Source organism: Pseudomonas sivasensis (assembly GCF_052938085.1).
Genome location: NZ_CP176442.1, coordinates 43,329 through 59,562, shown reverse-complemented (window position 1 = coordinate 59,562; position 16,234 = coordinate 43,329). Strand labels below are relative to the sequence as shown.

Annotated in this window: 16 protein-coding genes; 6 read left to right on the top strand and 10 right to left on the bottom strand. The window is 60.6% G+C overall.

Annotated elements, in window-relative coordinates:
* The first annotated feature begins 50 nt into the window (after window positions 1-50).
* Window positions 51-620: a xanthine phosphoribosyltransferase gene (locus ACKZ62_RS00280; RefSeq protein WP_003176890.1), complete on the top strand. Its 570-nt coding sequence runs from the start codon at window positions 51-53 to the stop codon at window positions 618-620.
* Between the two features lie 126 nt (window positions 621-746).
* On the opposite strand, the gene ACKZ62_RS00275 is transcribed toward ACKZ62_RS00280, so the two are convergent.
* The 6 genes from ACKZ62_RS00275 to dadA all read right to left on the bottom strand — a co-directional run bounded on the left by ACKZ62_RS00275 (window position 747) and on the right by dadA (window position 6,847).
* A complete protein-coding gene (locus ACKZ62_RS00275; protein ID WP_447096193.1) occupies window positions 747-2,669 on the bottom strand; it encodes an acetyl-CoA hydrolase/transferase C-terminal domain-containing protein in 1,923 nt (640 codons plus the stop codon).
* Window positions 2,670-2,806: 137 nt separating this feature from the next.
* Complete coding sequence (locus ACKZ62_RS00270) at window positions 2,807-3,220, bottom strand: c-type cytochrome (protein WP_032884380.1); 414 nt, start codon at window positions 3,218-3,220, stop codon at window positions 2,807-2,809.
* Between the two features lie 181 nt (window positions 3,221-3,401).
* The gene (locus ACKZ62_RS00265; protein ID WP_003176893.1) at window positions 3,402-3,950 is read right to left on the bottom strand and encodes a cupin domain-containing protein; all 549 of its coding nucleotides are present in this window, start codon (window positions 3,948-3,950) and stop codon (window positions 3,402-3,404) included.
* Window positions 3,951-4,066: 116 nt separating this feature from the next.
* A complete protein-coding gene (alr, locus tag ACKZ62_RS00260) occupies window positions 4,067-5,140 on the bottom strand; it encodes an alanine racemase (RefSeq protein WP_447096192.1) in 1,074 nt (357 codons plus the stop codon).
* Window positions 5,141-5,220: 80 nt separating this feature from the next.
* Complete coding sequence (locus tag ACKZ62_RS00255) at window positions 5,221-5,574, bottom strand: RidA family protein (RefSeq protein ID WP_017135862.1); 354 nt, start codon at window positions 5,572-5,574, stop codon at window positions 5,221-5,223.
* Window positions 5,546-6,847 (bottom strand): D-amino acid dehydrogenase, encoded by a 1,302-nt coding sequence (gene dadA, locus ACKZ62_RS00250; RefSeq protein WP_032884384.1) that lies wholly within the window; start codon window positions 6,845-6,847, stop codon window positions 5,546-5,548. The genes ACKZ62_RS00255 and dadA overlap by 29 nt, the downstream gene beginning before the upstream one ends.
* A gap of 156 nt (window positions 6,848-7,003) precedes the next feature.
* Here dadA and ACKZ62_RS00245 point away from each other — a divergent pair, with 156 nt between their 5' ends.
* The gene (locus ACKZ62_RS00245; protein WP_003176896.1) at window positions 7,004-7,492 is read left to right on the top strand and encodes an Lrp/AsnC ligand binding domain-containing protein; all 489 of its coding nucleotides are present in this window, start codon (window positions 7,004-7,006) and stop codon (window positions 7,490-7,492) included.
* Window positions 7,493-7,520: 28 nt separating this feature from the next.
* Here ACKZ62_RS00245 and ACKZ62_RS00240 read toward each other — a convergent pair whose 3' ends face one another.
* Window positions 7,521-7,874, bottom strand: coding sequence for a YkgJ family cysteine cluster protein (locus ACKZ62_RS00240; RefSeq protein ID WP_032884386.1), 354 nt, complete (start codon window positions 7,872-7,874; stop codon window positions 7,521-7,523).
* A gap of 115 nt (window positions 7,875-7,989) precedes the next feature.
* Between ACKZ62_RS00240 and ACKZ62_RS00235 the strand changes: the two genes are divergently transcribed.
* A complete protein-coding gene (locus ACKZ62_RS00235) occupies window positions 7,990-9,282 on the top strand; it encodes an NAD(P)/FAD-dependent oxidoreductase (RefSeq protein ID WP_447096191.1) in 1,293 nt (430 codons plus the stop codon).
* Here the strand turns inward: ACKZ62_RS00235 and ACKZ62_RS00230 are convergent, their stop codons facing one another.
* Window positions 9,283-9,507 (bottom strand): YjiS-like domain-containing protein, encoded by a 225-nt coding sequence (locus ACKZ62_RS00230; protein WP_122681917.1) that lies wholly within the window; start codon window positions 9,505-9,507, stop codon window positions 9,283-9,285.
* Window positions 9,508-9,673: 166 nt separating this feature from the next.
* Between ACKZ62_RS00230 and ACKZ62_RS00225 the strand changes: the two genes are divergently transcribed.
* Both ACKZ62_RS00225 and ACKZ62_RS00220 read left to right on the top strand, forming a co-directional pair.
* Window positions 9,674-11,098: an aminotransferase-like domain-containing protein gene (locus tag ACKZ62_RS00225; RefSeq protein WP_032884391.1), complete on the top strand. Its 1,425-nt coding sequence runs from the start codon at window positions 9,674-9,676 to the stop codon at window positions 11,096-11,098.
* Window positions 11,099-11,160: 62 nt separating this feature from the next.
* Complete coding sequence (locus tag ACKZ62_RS00220; protein WP_447096190.1) at window positions 11,161-12,726, top strand: phospholipase D family protein; 1,566 nt, start codon at window positions 11,161-11,163, stop codon at window positions 12,724-12,726.
* A gap of 63 nt (window positions 12,727-12,789) precedes the next feature.
* On the opposite strand, the gene ACKZ62_RS00215 is transcribed toward ACKZ62_RS00220, so the two are convergent.
* Together ACKZ62_RS00215 and ACKZ62_RS00210 are read right to left on the bottom strand one after the other, a co-directional pair.
* Window positions 12,790-13,932, bottom strand: a complete 1,143-nt coding sequence (locus ACKZ62_RS00215; protein WP_095185205.1) for an MFS transporter — start codon at window positions 13,930-13,932, stop codon at window positions 12,790-12,792.
* A 151-nt stretch (window positions 13,933-14,083) separates the two neighbouring features.
* Window positions 14,084-15,577: an aldehyde dehydrogenase gene (locus tag ACKZ62_RS00210; protein ID WP_032884395.1), complete on the bottom strand. Its 1,494-nt coding sequence runs from the start codon at window positions 15,575-15,577 to the stop codon at window positions 14,084-14,086.
* A 230-nt stretch (window positions 15,578-15,807) separates the two neighbouring features.
* Here ACKZ62_RS00210 and ACKZ62_RS00205 point away from each other — a divergent pair, with 230 nt between their 5' ends.
* Entirely contained in the window at window positions 15,808-16,170 is a 363-nt protein-coding gene (locus ACKZ62_RS00205; RefSeq protein ID WP_032884397.1) for a cupin domain-containing protein, read from the top strand.
* Window positions 16,171-16,234 lie beyond the last annotated feature (64 nt).

Sequence of the window (16,234 nt, the reverse complement as noted above, 5' to 3'; positions counted from 1 at the left end):
ACTTTTTAATCTACTTTCGGCGCAGACCGCGCCATTAGAGGAAGCTTTCCGTGGAAGCACTGCACAAGAAAATTCGCGAAGAAGGCATCGTGCTTTCCGATCAGGTACTCAAAGTCGACGCCTTTTTGAACCACCAGATCGACCCGGCGCTGATGAAGCTGATTGGTGATGAATTCGCCGCACTGTTCAAGGACTCGGGCATCACCAAGATCGTCACTATCGAGGCCTCGGGCATTGCGCCGGCGATCATGACCGGCCTGAACCTGGGCGTGCCGGTGATCTTCGCCCGCAAGCAGCAGTCCCTGACCCTGACCGAAAACCTGCTGTCGGCAACGGTGTATTCCTTCACCAAGAAAACCGAGAGCACCGTGGCCATCTCGCCGCGTCACCTGACCAGCAGCGACCGTGTACTGGTGATCGATGACTTCCTGGCCAACGGCAAGGCGTCCCAGGCGCTGATTTCGATCATCAAGCAGGCCGGTGCGACCGTTGCCGGTTTGGGGATTGTGATTGAGAAGTCGTTCCAGGGTGGCCGTGCAGAGCTGGATGCGCAGGGTTATCGGGTTGAGTCGCTGGCGCGGGTGAAATCGCTGGCCGGTGGCGTGGTTACCTTCATCTGAAGCCGACACCGCTCAACATGTGGGAGGGAGCTTGCTCCCGATAGCAGTGGGTCAGCCAATATTTTCGGTGACTGATACACCGCAATCGGGGGCAAGTCCCCTCCCACATTTGCCCTCTTTTGTCTGTTAGTGCGCGGTGGCCTGCAGGCCGGCGAGTAACAAGCGCTGATACAGATCCTCCTTCAACCCCTCCGGCTTATCCAGGCACATCCGTTTCAGGTGCTCGGGAAACGCCTCCGGCTCCGGTGCATCCAGCGCCGCCTTGCCCAACTCCAGAATTTCCGTCAGCTTGAATTTGCTCTTGAGCCAGTTCAATGCGCGCAACAGATCCCGCTCTTCGTCCGTGAAATCGCTGCCCAGCGGATACTCCGGGAACAAACGCCGATGCCGCGCCTGGATACCCTGGAGCCGCTCCGGCGTGTTGTCGGTGAAGCGCGGATCCATCTGGAAACCCTTGGGCAACTTGCCAGCCTTTTGCGCCTGCTCAATCAAGTCGGCCTGGAAGCGTGAGTCAGTGATGTTGAGCAACGCCTCAATGACCTTGGCATCCGTCTGCCCGCGCAGGTCGGCAATGCCGTACTCAGTGATGACGATGTCCCGCAGGTGCCGGGGAATGGTGCAGTGTCCGTACTCCCAGACGATATTGGAACTGACCTCCCCCGCCGACTCACGCCAACTGCGCAGGATCAGGATGGAGCGCGCGCCTTCCAGCGCATGCCCCTGAGCCACAAAGTTGTATTGCCCGCCCACGCCGCTGAGCACGCGGCCGTCCTCCAACTGGTCGGCCACGCCTGCGCCCAGCAACGTCACCGTGATCGCGCTGTTGATAAACCGTGCATCCTGGCGCTGCAAACGCTTGAGTTCTTCCTGGCCGTACAGCTCGTTGATATAGCTGATGCGGGTCATGTTGAATTCAAGGCGTTTGGCGTGGGTCATTTCCTGCAAACGCTGGTAAAAACTGCGTGGCCCGAGGAAGAAGCCACCGTGGATTGATACCCCATCGGGCTGCGCCGCATCGTCCAGCAAACCGGCGTTGGCTTGTTCCTGAGTGGCCACATCCGGGTAGACCTTGCGCCGGATAATCCCCGCATCCGCCAGCACCAGCAGGCCGTTGACGAACATTTCGCTGCAACCGTAAAGGCCACGGGCAAAGGGATCGACACCGCCTTCATGGCTGATCAGCGGTGCCCACTGATACACATCCAGATCCGTCAGCAGCAGGCGGTAAGCTTCGTTATCGGCTTGGCGCGCCAGCAAGGCGGCGGTCAACGCATCGCCCATGGAGCCAATACCGATCTGCAAGGTGCCGCCATCGCGCACCAAAGTGCTGGCATGCAGGCCGATGAAATGGTCCTGAAACCCCACCGGCATGTTCGGCGTGGAGAACAGTGTGGTGCTGTCCTTAGCATCGATCAGGTAGTCGAACGCGTCCATGCCCAACTCGGAATCGCCGGGCATGTAGGGCAAATCGGTGTGAACCTGCCCAACGATCAAAACGGTTTCGCCCGCTTCACGGCGCTTGGCGATCATGGGCAGCAGGTCGAGGGTGATGTCGGGGTTGCAGCTCAGGCTCAGGCGGTCCGGGTGCTCCGCGCTGCTCGCGACCAGTTGTGCCACCAGGTTCAGGCCAGCGGCGTTGATATCGCGGGCGGCGTGGCTGTAGTTGCTGCTGACGTAATCCTGCTGGGCCGACGTGCTGTGCAGCAGACTACCGGGCTGCATGAAGAACTGCTGCACGTGGATATTCTTCGGCAAGCTGTCTGAATGCAGCGCGGCGAGAAACTCCAACTCCGGGTAATCCCCAAACACCCGCTCGATAAAGGGTTCAAGAAAGCGCTTCTGCAAGCCATCACCCATTGTCGGACGGCCTAGGCTCAACGCGGTATAGATCGTCAGCGCCCGCTCCGGCAGCTTGGCGATACGCCGGTACAGCGCATTAACGAACAGATTGGGCTTGCCCAGGCCCAGCGGCATGCCCATGTGAATATGCGCTGGCAAACGCGCCAATACGTCGTCAACTGCTTGCTCGATTGAACACAACTGCACCATCCGACCCTCCTGAACATTCCATGATTAGGGGTTGGACCGAGCTTGCCGGGTCTTTGCTGCAAAGAACAGCCTCGACGGGTAAATCACAGGCACAAAAAAGCCGCTCGTAAGCGGCTTTTTTGGCGAAGATCGGCAGGTTACAGGCCGGACATCTTCTTGATCGCGCCTTTAAGCTCTTCATCCGAGCAATCAGCACAGGTGCCTTTAGGTGGCATGGCGTTGATGCCGGTGATCGCCTTGGCCAGGATGCCGTCGAGGCCGCCCTGGTGGTCGGCGCGTTCTTTCCAGGCGGCGGTGTCGCCGATTTTCGGCGCGTTCAGCAGGCCGGTACCGTGGCACGCGTTGCAGTGTTTGGCGATGATGTCATCCGGCGTTTTCGCGCCGCCGCCGCCGCCCGCTGCCACGGCGACTTCCATGCCTTTGCATTCCTCGCCCTGGACGCAGACCTGGCCCACCGGCTCCAGACGCTTGGCAATGTCATCATTGGTCGCAGCTTGTGCGCTCACAGCCCATAGGGCCAGTACGGTTGCTGGTGCAGCCAGCATTTTCATAATTAGGTTCACGCGTTCACCCTCAATGGTGGCTATTCACGCCTGCGGCCACGGTTTCGCAGGCGGCGAAAGTATAACGGTTAGCCCGCCGGGCCGAAACAACCCTATTAAATAAAGGGAGATTCAGCCTCGCGGAATACAGCTCGGGTGTCTCTGCAACGCTGGCAGGACGCCTCTATTCTTAAAAGTTCGCGGGTGTGGCTGCGCTGATTAGTCGCGCCGGTACGTCGAACGGATTACGAAAACGATGGGGCTTGGTACTTTCAAAGTAGTAGCTATCGCCAGCTTCGAGCACAAAAGTTTCAAGACCGACCACCAATTCAAGGCGACCTTCCACCAGAATCCCGGTTTCTTCGCCTTCGTGGGTGAGCATTTCTTCGCCAGTGTCGGCGCCCGGTGGGTAGATCTCGTTGAGAAACGCGATGGCCCGGCTCGGGTGCGCTCGACCCACCAGTTTCATGGTGACGGCGCCGTCAGAGATGTCGATCAGCTCATTGGCTTTATAGACGATCTGTGTCGGTATTTCCTGGAGGATCTCTTCGGAAAAGAACTCGACCATGGACATGGGGATGCCGCCCAGCACCTTGCGCAAGGAGCTGATCGAGGGGCTGACACTATTTTTTTCGATCATCGAAATGGTGCTGTTGGTGACGCCCGCGCGCTTGGCGAGTTCACGCTGGGAAAGACCCTTCAGCTTGCGGATGGATTGCAGTCGTTCGCCGACGTCCAATGCGGGAGCCTCCTAGGATTCAGGCTTTGTTGTAATTGAGCGTTATCATGGCGACAGCGTTCAGTATTTACAACACTTGGGCCTAAATCCCAGGAAGCTGTGTTCGTGCCTGACCGTCAAGCGCCGGAATAGAGCCTTGGCACCCGGCGCAGGTTGCAGAAGATCTGGTAGGGAATGGTCTCAGCGGCAACCGCGACGTCACTGGCGAGGATGTTCTTGCCCCACAGCTCCACCGTAGAGCCAAGACCTGCCTCAGGGACGTCGGTCAGATCGATGCACAGCATGTCCATGGACACGCGCCCCAGCAATTGGCTGCGCTGCCCCGCCACCAACACAGGCGTGCCGGTAGGCGCGTGGCGCGGGTAGCCGTCGGCATAACCCATGGCAACCACGCCGATACGCATCGGTTTAGGCGTGATAAACCGGGCGCCGTAGCCCACTGGCTCGCCGGCCGGCAGTTCGCGTACACAGATCACTTTCGATTCCAGGGTCATCACCGGCTGCAGACGTGCGGCGATGGTGTGGTCTTCGCCAAACGGCGTCGCGCCATAAAGCATGATGCCGGGGCGCACCCAGTCGCTGGTCATGCTCGGCCAGCCCAGCACCGACGGCGAATTGCGCAGGCTGACCTCGGCCGCCAGGCCTTGGCGCGCCGCCTCAAACACCGCGACTTGCTCGTTGCTGCTGACGCAATCGAGTTCATCGGCGCGAGCAAAGTGGCTCATCAACACGATTTTCGCGACTTTTCCGCTGGCCAGCAGGCGCTGGTAGGCCTCGTGATAATCCTTTGGATGCAGGCCGACGCGGTGCATGCCCGAATCCAGCTTGAGCCAGATGGTCAGGGGTTTGCTCAGTTTGGCCTGTTCGATCGCCTCCAGTTGCCACAAAGAATGCACTACGCACCACAAATCATGCTCGATGATCAGCGGCAACTCGTCGGCTTCGAAGAAACCTTCCAGCAGCAGCACCGGCGCCCGAATACCGGCGGCACGTAGCTCCAGGGCTTCCTCGATGCATGCCACGGCAAACCCATCTGCCTCGGCTTCCAGCGCCTGGACCACACGCACGGCACCATGGCCGTAGGCGTCGGCCTTGACCACGGCAAGGGCCTTGGCCCCCGTAATTTCACGGGCCAGTTGGTAGTTGTGGCGCAGGGCTTGGAGGTCGATCAGGGCACGGGCAGGACGCATGGCGGCAGGCTTCTAGGCGGCTAAGTGAAGAAAAAACCGGTACCGACCAACAGCTTCGGCACCAGGAGAGGGATCGTTGTTTAAGGCAGCGCGGCCACGACGGACAGCTCTACCAGGATTTCTGGTTCGCACAATTTGGCCTCGACAGTGGCGCGGGCCGGAGCGACGCCTTTTGGCAGCCACTTGTCCCACACCGCGTTCATGCCGGCGAAATCGGCGTCGATGTCTTTCAGGTAGATCGTCACCGACAGCAGCTTGGTCTTGTCGGTGCCGGCCAGGTCCAGCAAACGCTCGATATTGGCGAGGGTTTCACGGGTCTGCTGTTCAATCCCGGCGTTCATGTCGTCGCCGACTTGCCCGGCCAGATACACGGTACCGCTGTGGACTACGATCTGGCTCATGCGCTCATTGGTGAGCTGGCGCTGGATTGACATGTTGTGCGGACTCCTGGTGGTTGCCGTAACGGGAAATATCGAGGCCTGCGGCGCTGATCTGCGGGGTTTTCTTAGCCATCAGATCAGCCAGCAAACGACCGGAACCGCAGGCCATGGTCCAACCGAGGGTGCCGTGGCCGGTGTTCAGGAACAGGTTCTTGAACGGGGTGGCACCGACAATTGGTGTGCCGTCGGGTGTAGTCGGGCGCAGGCCGGTCCAGAACTCGGCGGTTGCCAGATCGCCGCCCTGAGGATAAAGGTCGTTGACGATCATCTCCAGGGTTTCACGCCGACGCGGGTTAAGCGACAGGTCAAAACCGGCTATTTCAGCCATGCCTCCGACGCGAATACGGTTGTCGAAACGGGTGATCGCGACCTTGTAGGTCTCGTCAAGAATGGTCGAAGTCGGCGCCATCGCAGGGTTAGTGATCGGCACTGTCAGCGAGTAGCCCTTGAGCGGGTAAACCGGCGCCTTGATTCCCAGCGGTTTGAGCAGCTTCGGCGAGTAGCTGCCGAGCGCGAGCACATAGCGGTCGGCGGTTTCCAGCTTGCCGTCGATCCACACGCCGTTGATGCGGTCACCGGCGCGGTCGAGGCGCTGGATGTCCTGTTCAAAACGAAACTCCACGCCCAACTGCTTGCACATCTCGGCCAGGCGGGTGGTGAACATCTGGCAGTCGCCGGTCTGGTCGTTCGGCAGGCGCAAGGCACCTGCGAGGATATCGGTGACATTGGCCAGGGCCGGCTCAACGCGGGCAATGCCGGCGCGGTCGAGCAGTTCGAAGGGCACGCCGGATTCTTTCAATACAGCGATGTCTTTGGCAGCGCCATCCAACTGGGCCTGAGTGCGGAACAGTTGAGTAGTCCCCAGGCTGCGACCTTCGTAGGCAATGCCGGTCTCGGCGCGCAATTCGTCGAGGCAGTCCCGGCTGTACTCCGACAAGCGCACCATGCGCTCCTTGTTCACCGCATAACGGCTGGCGGTGCAGTTGCGCAGCATCTGCGCCATCCACAGGTATTGATCGATATCGGCCGTGGCCTTGATCGCCAGCGGTGCGTGGCGTTGCAGCAGCCATTTGATGGCCTTGAGCGGCACACCTGGCGCGGCCCATGGCGAAGCGTAGCCTGGGGACACTTGGCCGGCGTTGGCGAAACTGGTTTCCATGGCAGCAGCGGGCTGACGGTCGACCACAACGACTTCAAAGCCAGCCCGAGCCAAATAGTAGGCACTGGTCACACCAATGACGCCGCTACCCAAGACCAGAACGCGCATTTTTATATCCTCATCGCGGGCTTAGCCGCTGACGTGTGTTATTCGAGCAATGATGGGCGCAGTATAAAAAGCAATCACCAGTGCATTTCACTATATAAATGCCTATATTTGGCGACAATTCTCGGCAAAAACCCTTTTCACAGAGGCGTATCCCCTATGCGTACCAACACCCAGACCAAACGGGAACTGGACAAGATCGACCGCAACATTCTGCGCATCCTGCAGACCGACGGGCGTATCTCGTTCACAGAGCTGGGGGAAAAGGTCGGGTTGTCGACCACGCCATGCACCGAACGGGTCCGCCGGCTGGAGCGTGAAGGGATCATCATGGGCTATAACGCGCGGCTCAATCCCCAGCATTTGAAGGGCAGTTTGCTGGTATTTGTCGAGATCAGCCTCGATTACAAATCCGGCGACACCTTTGAAGAGTTCCGCCGCGCCGTACTGAAACTGCCCCATGTGCTGGAATGCCACCTGGTGTCCGGCGACTTCGATTACCTGGTGAAAGCGCGGATTTCCGAGATGGCGTCGTACCGCAAATTGCTGGGGGACATTCTGCTCAAGCTGCCCCATGTGCGGGAGTCCAAGAGCTATATCGTGATGGAGGAGGTGAAAGAGAGCCTGAACCTGCCGATTCCTGACTAACCGACGCAATTTTGATCGAGCTCACCCACTAGACGAGTACTTGCCGGGTGCTCGCCATGTACTCATGGATTTGCTTCTCCACCCGAGGATGAATCAGCTCCACCGGCCGCCGCCCATTAGGGCACGGCAAGGTCGAGGTGGTACCGAACAACCGGCAGATCAGCGGCCGTTCGTCATACACCGTGCAGCCGTTGGGCCCTAGGTGCACGCAGTTCAGTTCGTCCATGGCCGCGTCCTGCTCGGCGGCGGTCTTACGCGGCAGGCGCGACATTTCCTCGGGCGATGTGGTCACCGGCCCACAGCAGTCGTGACAACCGGGGACGCACTCGAACGAAGGAATCTGACGGCGCAATGCGCTGACTTTCTGACTGTTGCAACTCATCGAAACACGTACCGAACGGCAAATAGGCGTGGATTCTGACGCAAAACGCCCTGCGCAGACAGCTTCGTCCGACCGTTGTATCCTGCGTCAAATTTTCCAAACAGGGATTCTGCCCATGATCGCCAGCGCCCGGCACACCGCTTCCTACTACGCCGCCAGCAGCGTGCCGCAACCCGATTACCCGGCGTTGACAGGCGAAGTGACTGCCGACGTGTGTGTTATCGGTGGGGGGTTTTCCGGGCTAAACACCGCCCTGGAACTGGCCGAGCGCGGCTTGCGCGTGGTGTTGCTGGAAGCGCGCAAGATCGCCTGGGGCGCCAGCGGGCGTAATGGCGGGCAACTGATTCGCGGCGTCGGCCACGGCCTGGACCAGTTCACCAACGTGATCGGCGCCGATGGCGTGCGCGAGATGAAGTTGATGGGCTTGGAGGCTGTGGAGATCGTGCGCGAGCGTGTCGAGCGCTACCAGATCCCCTGCGACCTTACGTGGGGCTACTGCGACCTTGCCAACAGGCCTCGTGACCTGCACGGCCTGGCCGAAGACGCCGAAGAACTGCGCAGCCTGGGCTATCGCCATGAGGTGCGCCTGCTGCAAGCCGCCGAGATGGGCAGTGTGATCGGTTCCGACCGCTATGTGGGCGGCATGATCGACATGGGTTCAGGCCACCTGCACCCGCTGAACCTGGCGCTCGGCGAAGCGGCCGCCGCACAGGGGTTGGGCGTGCAGTTGTTTGAGCAGTCCGAAGTGACGCGCATCGACTACGGCCCCGAGGTCAAGGTGCACACCGCCCACGGCCATGTGCGTGCCAAGACTCTGGTGCTGGCCTGCAACGCCTACCTCAACGGCCTCAACCCGCACCTGAGCGGCAAAGTGCTGCCCGCCGGAAGCTACATCATCGCCACCGAACCTTTGAGCGAAGCTCAGGCCGCCAGCCTGTTGCCGCAAAACATGGCGGTGTGCGACCAACGAGTGACGGTGGACTACTTCCGCCTGTCCGCCGACCGTCGCCTGCTGTTCGGGGGGGCGTGCCACTACTCCGGTCGTGATCCCCAGGACATCAGCGCCTACATGCGACCGAAAATGCTACAGGTATTCCCACAGTTGGCCGACGCAAAAATCGACTATCAGTGGGGCGGCATGATCGGCATCGGCGCCAATCGCTTGCCGCAGATCGGCCGGTTGGCGGATCAACCCAACGTGTATTACGCCCAGGCCTACGCGGGCCATGGCCTAAACGCCACGCACCTGGCAGGCAAGCTGCTGGCCGAAGCCATCAGCGGCCAGCAGCAAGGGCGTTTCGATCTGTTCGCAAAGGTGCCGCACATCACCTTCCCCGGCGGCAAGCACCTGCGCTCGCCGCTTCTGGCGCTGGGGATGCTCTGGCACCGCCTCAAAGAGCTGGTGTGATCAACCGCGCCAGAAAGGCTTCAAGCCTTCCTGGCGTGCCTGTTCGACAGTCAGCCCGATATCCTGCAATTGCTCGCAGGTCAGCGTCAGCAGGGCCTTGCGGGTATGGCGACGATGCCAGAACAGGCTCCAGCGGTTACTCGTCAGCACAGACAGTGCCCGCTGCTGCCCTGCTTCCAGTTCCTGACTGTGTAATGCCAGCCTCACATCGCTCATGCCGTTCATTTTGTTGCCCCTCAGTGGCGTGTTGCCTTGAGTGACAAGAATGGGCGATCGGCAAAAACCATTACAGATTCAACCCACCTTTATTAAATCCATACAGACACTGCCTCTGAGCGGCTGAATCCTGTATTTTCCCCCTATCTGTACTGGTCCATTGGGAGCGACCGTCATGACCCTCTATGTCAACCTCGCCGAATTGCTGGGCACTCGTATCGAACAGGGCTTCTATCGCCCCGGTGATCGATTGCCATCTGTACGGGCCTTGAGCGTGGAACACGGGGTCAGCCTGAGCACCGTGCAACAGGCTTATCGCGTGCTGGAAGACAACGGTCTGGCGATGCCCAAGCCCAAGTCCGGCTACTTTGTACCCGTCGGCCGCGAGCTGCCAGCATTACCGGAGGTGGGCCGGCCAGCACAGCGGCCGGTGGAAATCTCTCAGTGGGACCAAGTGCTGGAACTGATTCGCGCCGTGCCACGCAAAGACGTCATACAGATGGGCCGGGGCATGCCGGATGTATTGTCGCCCACCCTGAAGCCCTTGTTGCGCAGCCTCGCGCGCGTAAGCCGGCGTCAGGATCTGCCCGGGCTGTACTACGACAACATCCTCGGCTGTATGGAATTACGTGAGCAAATCGCACGGCTGTCATTGGATTCAGGCTGCCAACTGACCGCCGAAGACATCGTAATCACCACTGGCTGCCATGAGGCGCTGTCCGCCAGCATCCACGCTATCTGTGATCCTGGCGATATCGTCGCGGTGGACTCGCCGAGCTTTCACGGCGCCATGCAGACCCTCAAGGGGCTGGGCATGAAAGCCTTGGAGATTCCCACCGACCCCATCACCGGCATCAGCCTTGAAGCACTGGAACTAGCCTTGGAGCAGTGGCCGATCAAGGTCATCCAGTTGACCCCCAACTGCAATAACCCCTTAGGCTACATCATGCCGGAGGCACGCAAACGCGCACTGCTGACCCTGGCCCAACGCTTTGACGTGGCAATCATCGAAGACGACGTCTATGGCGAATTGGCCTACAGCTACCCGCGCCCGCGCACTATCAAATCCTTCGACGAAGACGGCCGAGTGCTGCTCTGCAGCTCCTTCTCGAAAACCCTCGCGCCGGGCCTGCGTATTGGCTGGGTAGCACCGGGGCGCTACCTTGAGCGGGTACTGCACATGAAATACATCAGCACCGGCTCCACCGCGACCCAACCGCAGATCGCGATTGCCGAATTTCTCAAGGGCGGGCATTTCGAACCTCATTTGCGGCGGATGCGCACTCAATACCAGCGTAATCGCGACTTGATGCTCGATTGGGTCAGCCGCTATTTCCCGGCGGGCACCCGCGCCAGCCGTCCCCAAGGCAGCTTCATGCTCTGGGTGGAATTGCCGGAAGGCTTCGATACCCTCAAGCTCAACCGGGTGCTGGTGGAACAGGGTGTACAGATTGCGGTAGGCAGTATCTTTTCTGCGTCGGGCAAGTACCGCAACTGCCTGCGCATGAACTACGGTGCTAAACCAACCCCGCAGATTGAAGAAGCGGTACGCAAGGTCGGTGCCGCCGCGATAAAGATGTTGGCCGAGTCGACCGACTGACCTTTCGCGGGAAATTGCCGTCATATGCCAACAACTGCTCTGATCTGGAAGCGCCTCCCTTGATGATTCGACGGCTTTTACCGCTTTTCCTGCTGGGAGCACTGAGCCTGGGTGGCTGCGCCACGGTGAGCACTGAGCGCATCCCCAGCGACGCACTGCCGGCTGCACAGTCGTCGTTCGGCCGCTCGATCCAGGCCCAGGCCGCGCCTTACCAAGGGCGCTCCGGTTTCCGCCTGCTGCCCAACAGCAGCGAAGCCTTCATGGCCCGCGCCGAGCTGATCCGTAACGCCCAGACCAGCCTCGATCTGCAGTACTACATCGTCCACGATGGCATCAGTACGCGCATGCTGGTAGATGAACTGCTCAAAGCCGCCGACCGTGGCGTGCGCGTGCGCATCCTGCTGGACGACACCACCAGCGACGGCCTCGACCAAATCATCGCCACCCTCGCCGCCCACCCCAAGATCGAAATTCGCCTGTTCAACCCCCTGCACCTGGGGCGCAGCACGGGTGTGACGCGGGCCATGGGTCGCCTGTTCGACCTGTCGCTGCAACACCGGCGCATGCACAACAAGTTGTGGCTGGCGGACAACAGCGTGGCCATCGTCGGCGGGCGAAATCTGGGGGATGAGTATTTCGACGCCGAGCCCAATCTGAACTTCACCGATATCGACATGCTCAGCGTCGGGCCGGTGGCCGAGCAGCTCGGGCACAGTTTCGATCAGTACTGGAACAGCGCGCTGAGCAAACCCATCGACGACTTCGTCTCAAACAGCCCCTCCAAAGGCGACCTGGCCGTCGCGCGCGTGCGCCTGGAGGCGTCGTTGGCCGAGTCGCGCCAGCAGAATCACGCGCTGTACAACCGCCTGCGCGCCTACCAGACCCAACCGCGCATGGACATCTGGCGTCGCGAGCTGATCTGGGCCTGGAATCAGGCATTGTGGGACGCGCCGAGCAAGGTGCTGTCCAAGGCCGACCCAGACCCACGCCTGCTGCTGACCACCCAGCTGGCGCCGGAGCTGGAGGGTGTCAACCAAGAGCTGATAATGATCTCGGCGTACTTCGTACCGGGGCAGCCAGGACTGGTGTACCTAACGGGGCGCGCCGACGCGGGTGTGTCCGTGAGCCTGCTGACCAACTCCCTTGAAGCCACCGACGTGCCGGCGGTGCACGGTGGCTATGCGCCGTATCGCAAGGCGCTGCTGGAGCACGGAGTCAAACTCTATGAACTGCGCCGCCAACCGGGCGACGGGGGTGGCAGCGGCCCGCACTTGTTTCGCCGGGGCACCTTCCGAGGTTCGGATTCCAGCCTGCACAGCAAGGCAATGATCTTTGATCGGACGAAATCGTTTATCGGCTCGTTCAACTTCGACCCACGCTCTGTGCTGTGGAACACCGAAGTCGGTGTCCTGGTGGACAGCCCCGAACTGGCGGAACACGTGCGCAAACTCGCGCTGCAAGGCATGGCGCCCGCCTTGAGTTATGAGGCGAAACTGCAGGACGGCAACGTGGTGTGGGTGACCGAAGATAACGGCCAACGGCACACCCTGACCCGCGAACCTGGCAGTTGGTGGCGGCGCTTCAATGCCTGGTTTGCCACTTCGGTCGGCCTGGAACGCATGCTCTAAGCACAATGAAGATCGAATGCGGGAGAGGGCTTGCCCCCCTTCCACATTCGATCGCCTTTCAAATCAGGCTGGCTGTGCGGTACCGAATGCGCCCTGGCGCAGCAACAGCACCACCAACCCCAACGCCCCGGCTGCCATTAACAGCGGCAGCGCATGCCCGTTGATCCACTGGCTGCCCGCACCGGCCACCAGCGGGCCGACCAGGCACCCGATGCCCCACAACTGAGCGATATGGGCATTGGCGCGCACCAGCGCATCGTCACGATAGCGCTCGCCAATCAGGATCAACGAGAGGGTAAACAACCCGCCAGCACTGGCGCCGAACACTACCCATATCGGCCAGATCAACAGCGTGTGCAACGTCAACGGAATCGCCAGGCTGGACGCCAGTAACAGCACCGCGCAGCTCAGAAACAGCGTACGTCGAGGCAGGTAGTCGGCCAGCGCACCGATGGGCAATTGCAGCAGCGCATCGCCGACCACCACTGTGCTGACCATCGCCAAGGCGATCTCGGCAGTAAAACCCTGTTGCAGGCAATACACCGGCAGCAGCGTCAGGATCATTGCCTCGAACGCGGCGAACAGCGCCACCGCCCAGGCAATCGCCGGCAGGCTCTTACAAAAGCGCCACAGGTCAGCGAAGGTCACGCTGAACGAGTCAGCGGTGGGCGCACCTGAGCGTCCCAGCAGCAACAGCGGCGCCACCAGCAACAGGCCAACGCCGACCCAGAAGCCGTAGTCATGGTCGGTGCCAATCAGGCCCAGCAGCAGTGGGCCCGAGAGCTGGCTCAGGGCATAACTGCAGCCATATAACGCCACCAGGCGGCCGCGCCACTGCTCCACCACCAGTTGGTTGATCCAGCTTTCGCCGAGGATAAACACAATGGTCAGAATCACCCCGATCATCAGCCGCAGCACCAGCCATACGGGGTAACTGGGCAGAATCGCCAGCAAACCGATGGACACAGCCCCGGCCCACAGGCACAGGCGCATCAGGTTGGCAGTGCCGAGCCAGGAGGCCAGCCGACTGGAGACCTTGGCACCGAGCAATACACCGAAGGCCGGCATGGCGGCCATCACGCCAATGGCGAAACTGCCGTAACCCCAGCCTTCCAGGCGCAGGGACACCAGCGGCATGCTCACCCCCAGGGCCAGACCGACACTGAGTACCGAGGCCAACACGGCGAAATAGGTCGCCCAACGCATTGCCACACTCCTGTGGATAATTCTTGAGGACACACAAAGCAGTGTGGGAGGGGGATTGCCCCCGATCGCGGTGAATCATTGGGCACTTTTAGTGCCTGACACACGGCTATCGGGGGGCAACCCCCCTCCCACATTTGGCCTGCGGTGTTGCTTAGAGCTTGATCCAGGTCGACTTCAGCTCGGTGTATTTGTCGAACGCGTGCAGCGACTTGTCGCGACCATTACCCGACTGCTTGAAGCCACCGAACGGCGCGGTCATATCACCGCCGTCGTATTGGTTGACCCACACGCTGCCGGCGCGCAGGGCCTTGGCGGTCAGGTGCGCTTTGGAAATATCAGCAGTCCACACGGCTGCGGCCAGACCATACACCGTGTCGTTGGCGATCTTGATAGCCTCTTCGGCGCTGTCGAACGTAATTACCGACAGGACTGGGCCGAAGATCTCTTCCTGGGCGATCTTCATGGCGTTGGTCACACCATCGAAAATCGTTGGCTCCACGTAGGTACCGCCGGTTTCCTCCAGGATGCGCTTACCACCGGCCACCAGTTTGGCGCCATCGGTGTGACCCGCTTCGATGTAAGACAGCACGGTGTTCATCTGCTGGGTATCCACCACCGCGCCGACGGTAGTCGCCGGGTCCAGCGGGTTGCCAGGTTTCCAGGCCTTGAGGGCCTCGATAACCAGCGGCAGAAATGTATCTTTGATCGAGCGCTCCACCAGCAAGCGCGAACCCGCGGTACAGACTTCGCCCTGGTTGAAGGCAATGGCGCTGGCTGCGGAGTTGGCGGCAGCTTGCAGGTCCGGCGCATCGGCGAACACGATATTAGGGCTCTTGCCGCCAGCTTCCAGCCATACGCGCTTCATGTTCGACTCGCCGGAGCGGATCAACAGTTGCTTGGCGATCTTGGTCGAACCGGTGAATACCAGCGTGTCGACGTCCATGTGCAGCGCCAGGGCATTTCCGACGGTGTGGCCGTAGCCCGGCAGCACGTTGAAAACGCCTTTCGGAATACCGGCCTCAACAGCCAGGGCCGCGATGCGGATGGCCGTCAGGGGAGATTTTTCGGAAGGCTTGAGGATCACCGAGTTACCGGTGGACAGCGCCGGGCCGAGTTTCCAGCACGCCATCATCAGCGGAAAGTTCCACGGCACAATGGCGCCAACCACGCCGACCGGCTCGCGGGTCACCAGGCCCAGTTGATCGTGCGGCGTGGCGGCGACTTCGTCATAGATCTTGTCGATGGCCTCGCCGCTCCAGCTCAGGGCATTCGCCGCGCCGGGTACGTCAATGTTCAGGGAATCGCTGATTGGCTTGCCCATGTCCAGGGTTTCAAGCAGTGCCAGCTCTTCGGCATTGGCCTTGAGCAGCGCAGCGAAACGGATCATGGTGGCTTTGCGTTTGGCCGGCGCAAGGCGCGACCAGACACCGGAATTGAAGGTGGCGCGGGCATTTTCCACTGCGCTCTGGGCGTCGGCGGCGTCACAGCTGGCGACAGTGGCCAACAGACGGCCATCGACCGGGCTGATGCATTCGAAGGTGTCGCCGGAAGCAGCGTCGGTGTACTCGCCATTGATGTAGGCGCGGCCTTCGATCTTCAGATCCTTGGCACGTTGTTCCCAATCGGCACGGGTCAGGGTGGTCATGCGAGTGTCCTCCTCTTATTGAATACAAGGGCCAGGCGATGTCCCCCGGCAGCCTCAAAGAATGCTTGCCCGCCAACCAACTATTCGGCTCAAAGGCAGCTGCCACCCTAAACCAGCGGCTGGGGATGTTTCAATATATTTGACATAACGCGGGTAAACGCCCTTGCGATGTTCATTTTAATAAACATAGACTTTGGGCACTTCAACCCCAGGCCAGACGGGACACGCACATGAGCATCCAGGACATCGTCGACTTCAGCCAAGCCACCACCGCCCCCGACCGCTATCGCCCTGCCGCCGAAAAAATCCTCAAGGGCGATCCCGAACAAACGGTCTACAACCACTACAACAGCCCATGCGGCCAGATGAGCGCCGGGGTCTGGGAAGGTGATGTCGGGCAGTGGACGGTCAGCTACACCGAGCATGAGTACTGCGAAATCGTGCAGGGTGTGTCCGTGCTGCGCGACGCCGAGGGAAATGCCAAGACCTTGCGCGCCGGCGACCGCTTTGTGATTCCTGCTGGCTTCAGCGGCACCTGGGAAGTACTGGAACCATGCCGCAAGATCTACGTGGTGTTTGAACAGAAGACCTGATCAACCAAATTCCACGCAAAAAAAAGCCCGACTCGTGAGAGACGGGCTTTTTTTCACAAGGAAG

Excerpts from the sequence above, each read along its gene's own strand:
- ACKZ62_RS00275 (WP_447096193.1), bottom strand. The coding sequence starts at position 2,669 with ATGGTGCAGTTGTGTTCAATCGAGCAAGCAGTTGACGACGTATTGGCG.
- ACKZ62_RS00270 (WP_032884380.1), bottom strand. The coding sequence starts at position 3,220 with ATGAAAATGCTGGCTGCACCAGCAACCGTACTGGCCCTATGGGCTGTG.
- alr (WP_447096192.1), bottom strand. The coding sequence starts at position 5,140 with ATGCGTCCTGCCCGTGCCCTGATCGACCTCCAAGCCCTGCGCCACAAC.
- ACKZ62_RS00255 (WP_017135862.1), bottom strand. The coding sequence starts at position 5,574 with ATGTCAATCCAGCGCCAGCTCACCAATGAGCGCATGAGCCAGATCGTA.
- dadA (WP_032884384.1), bottom strand. The coding sequence starts at position 6,847 with ATGCGCGTTCTGGTCTTGGGTAGCGGCGTCATTGGTGTGACCAGTGCC.
- ACKZ62_RS00245 (WP_003176896.1), top strand. The coding sequence starts at position 7,004 with ATGCGTACCAACACCCAGACCAAACGGGAACTGGACAAGATCGACCGC.
- ACKZ62_RS00240 (WP_032884386.1), bottom strand. The coding sequence starts at position 7,874 with ATGAGTTGCAACAGTCAGAAAGTCAGCGCATTGCGCCGTCAGATTCCT.
- ACKZ62_RS00235 (WP_447096191.1), top strand. The coding sequence starts at position 7,990 with ATGATCGCCAGCGCCCGGCACACCGCTTCCTACTACGCCGCCAGCAGC.
- ACKZ62_RS00230 (WP_122681917.1), bottom strand. The coding sequence starts at position 9,507 with ATGAACGGCATGAGCGATGTGAGGCTGGCATTACACAGTCAGGAACTG.
- ACKZ62_RS00225 (WP_032884391.1), top strand. The coding sequence starts at position 9,674 with ATGACCCTCTATGTCAACCTCGCCGAATTGCTGGGCACTCGTATCGAA.
- ACKZ62_RS00220 (WP_447096190.1), top strand. The coding sequence starts at position 11,161 with ATGATTCGACGGCTTTTACCGCTTTTCCTGCTGGGAGCACTGAGCCTG.
- ACKZ62_RS00215 (WP_095185205.1), bottom strand. The coding sequence starts at position 13,932 with ATGCGTTGGGCGACCTATTTCGCCGTGTTGGCCTCGGTACTCAGTGTC.
- ACKZ62_RS00210 (WP_032884395.1), bottom strand. The coding sequence starts at position 15,577 with ATGACCACCCTGACCCGTGCCGATTGGGAACAACGTGCCAAGGATCTG.
- ACKZ62_RS00205 (WP_032884397.1), top strand. The coding sequence starts at position 15,808 with ATGAGCATCCAGGACATCGTCGACTTCAGCCAAGCCACCACCGCCCCC.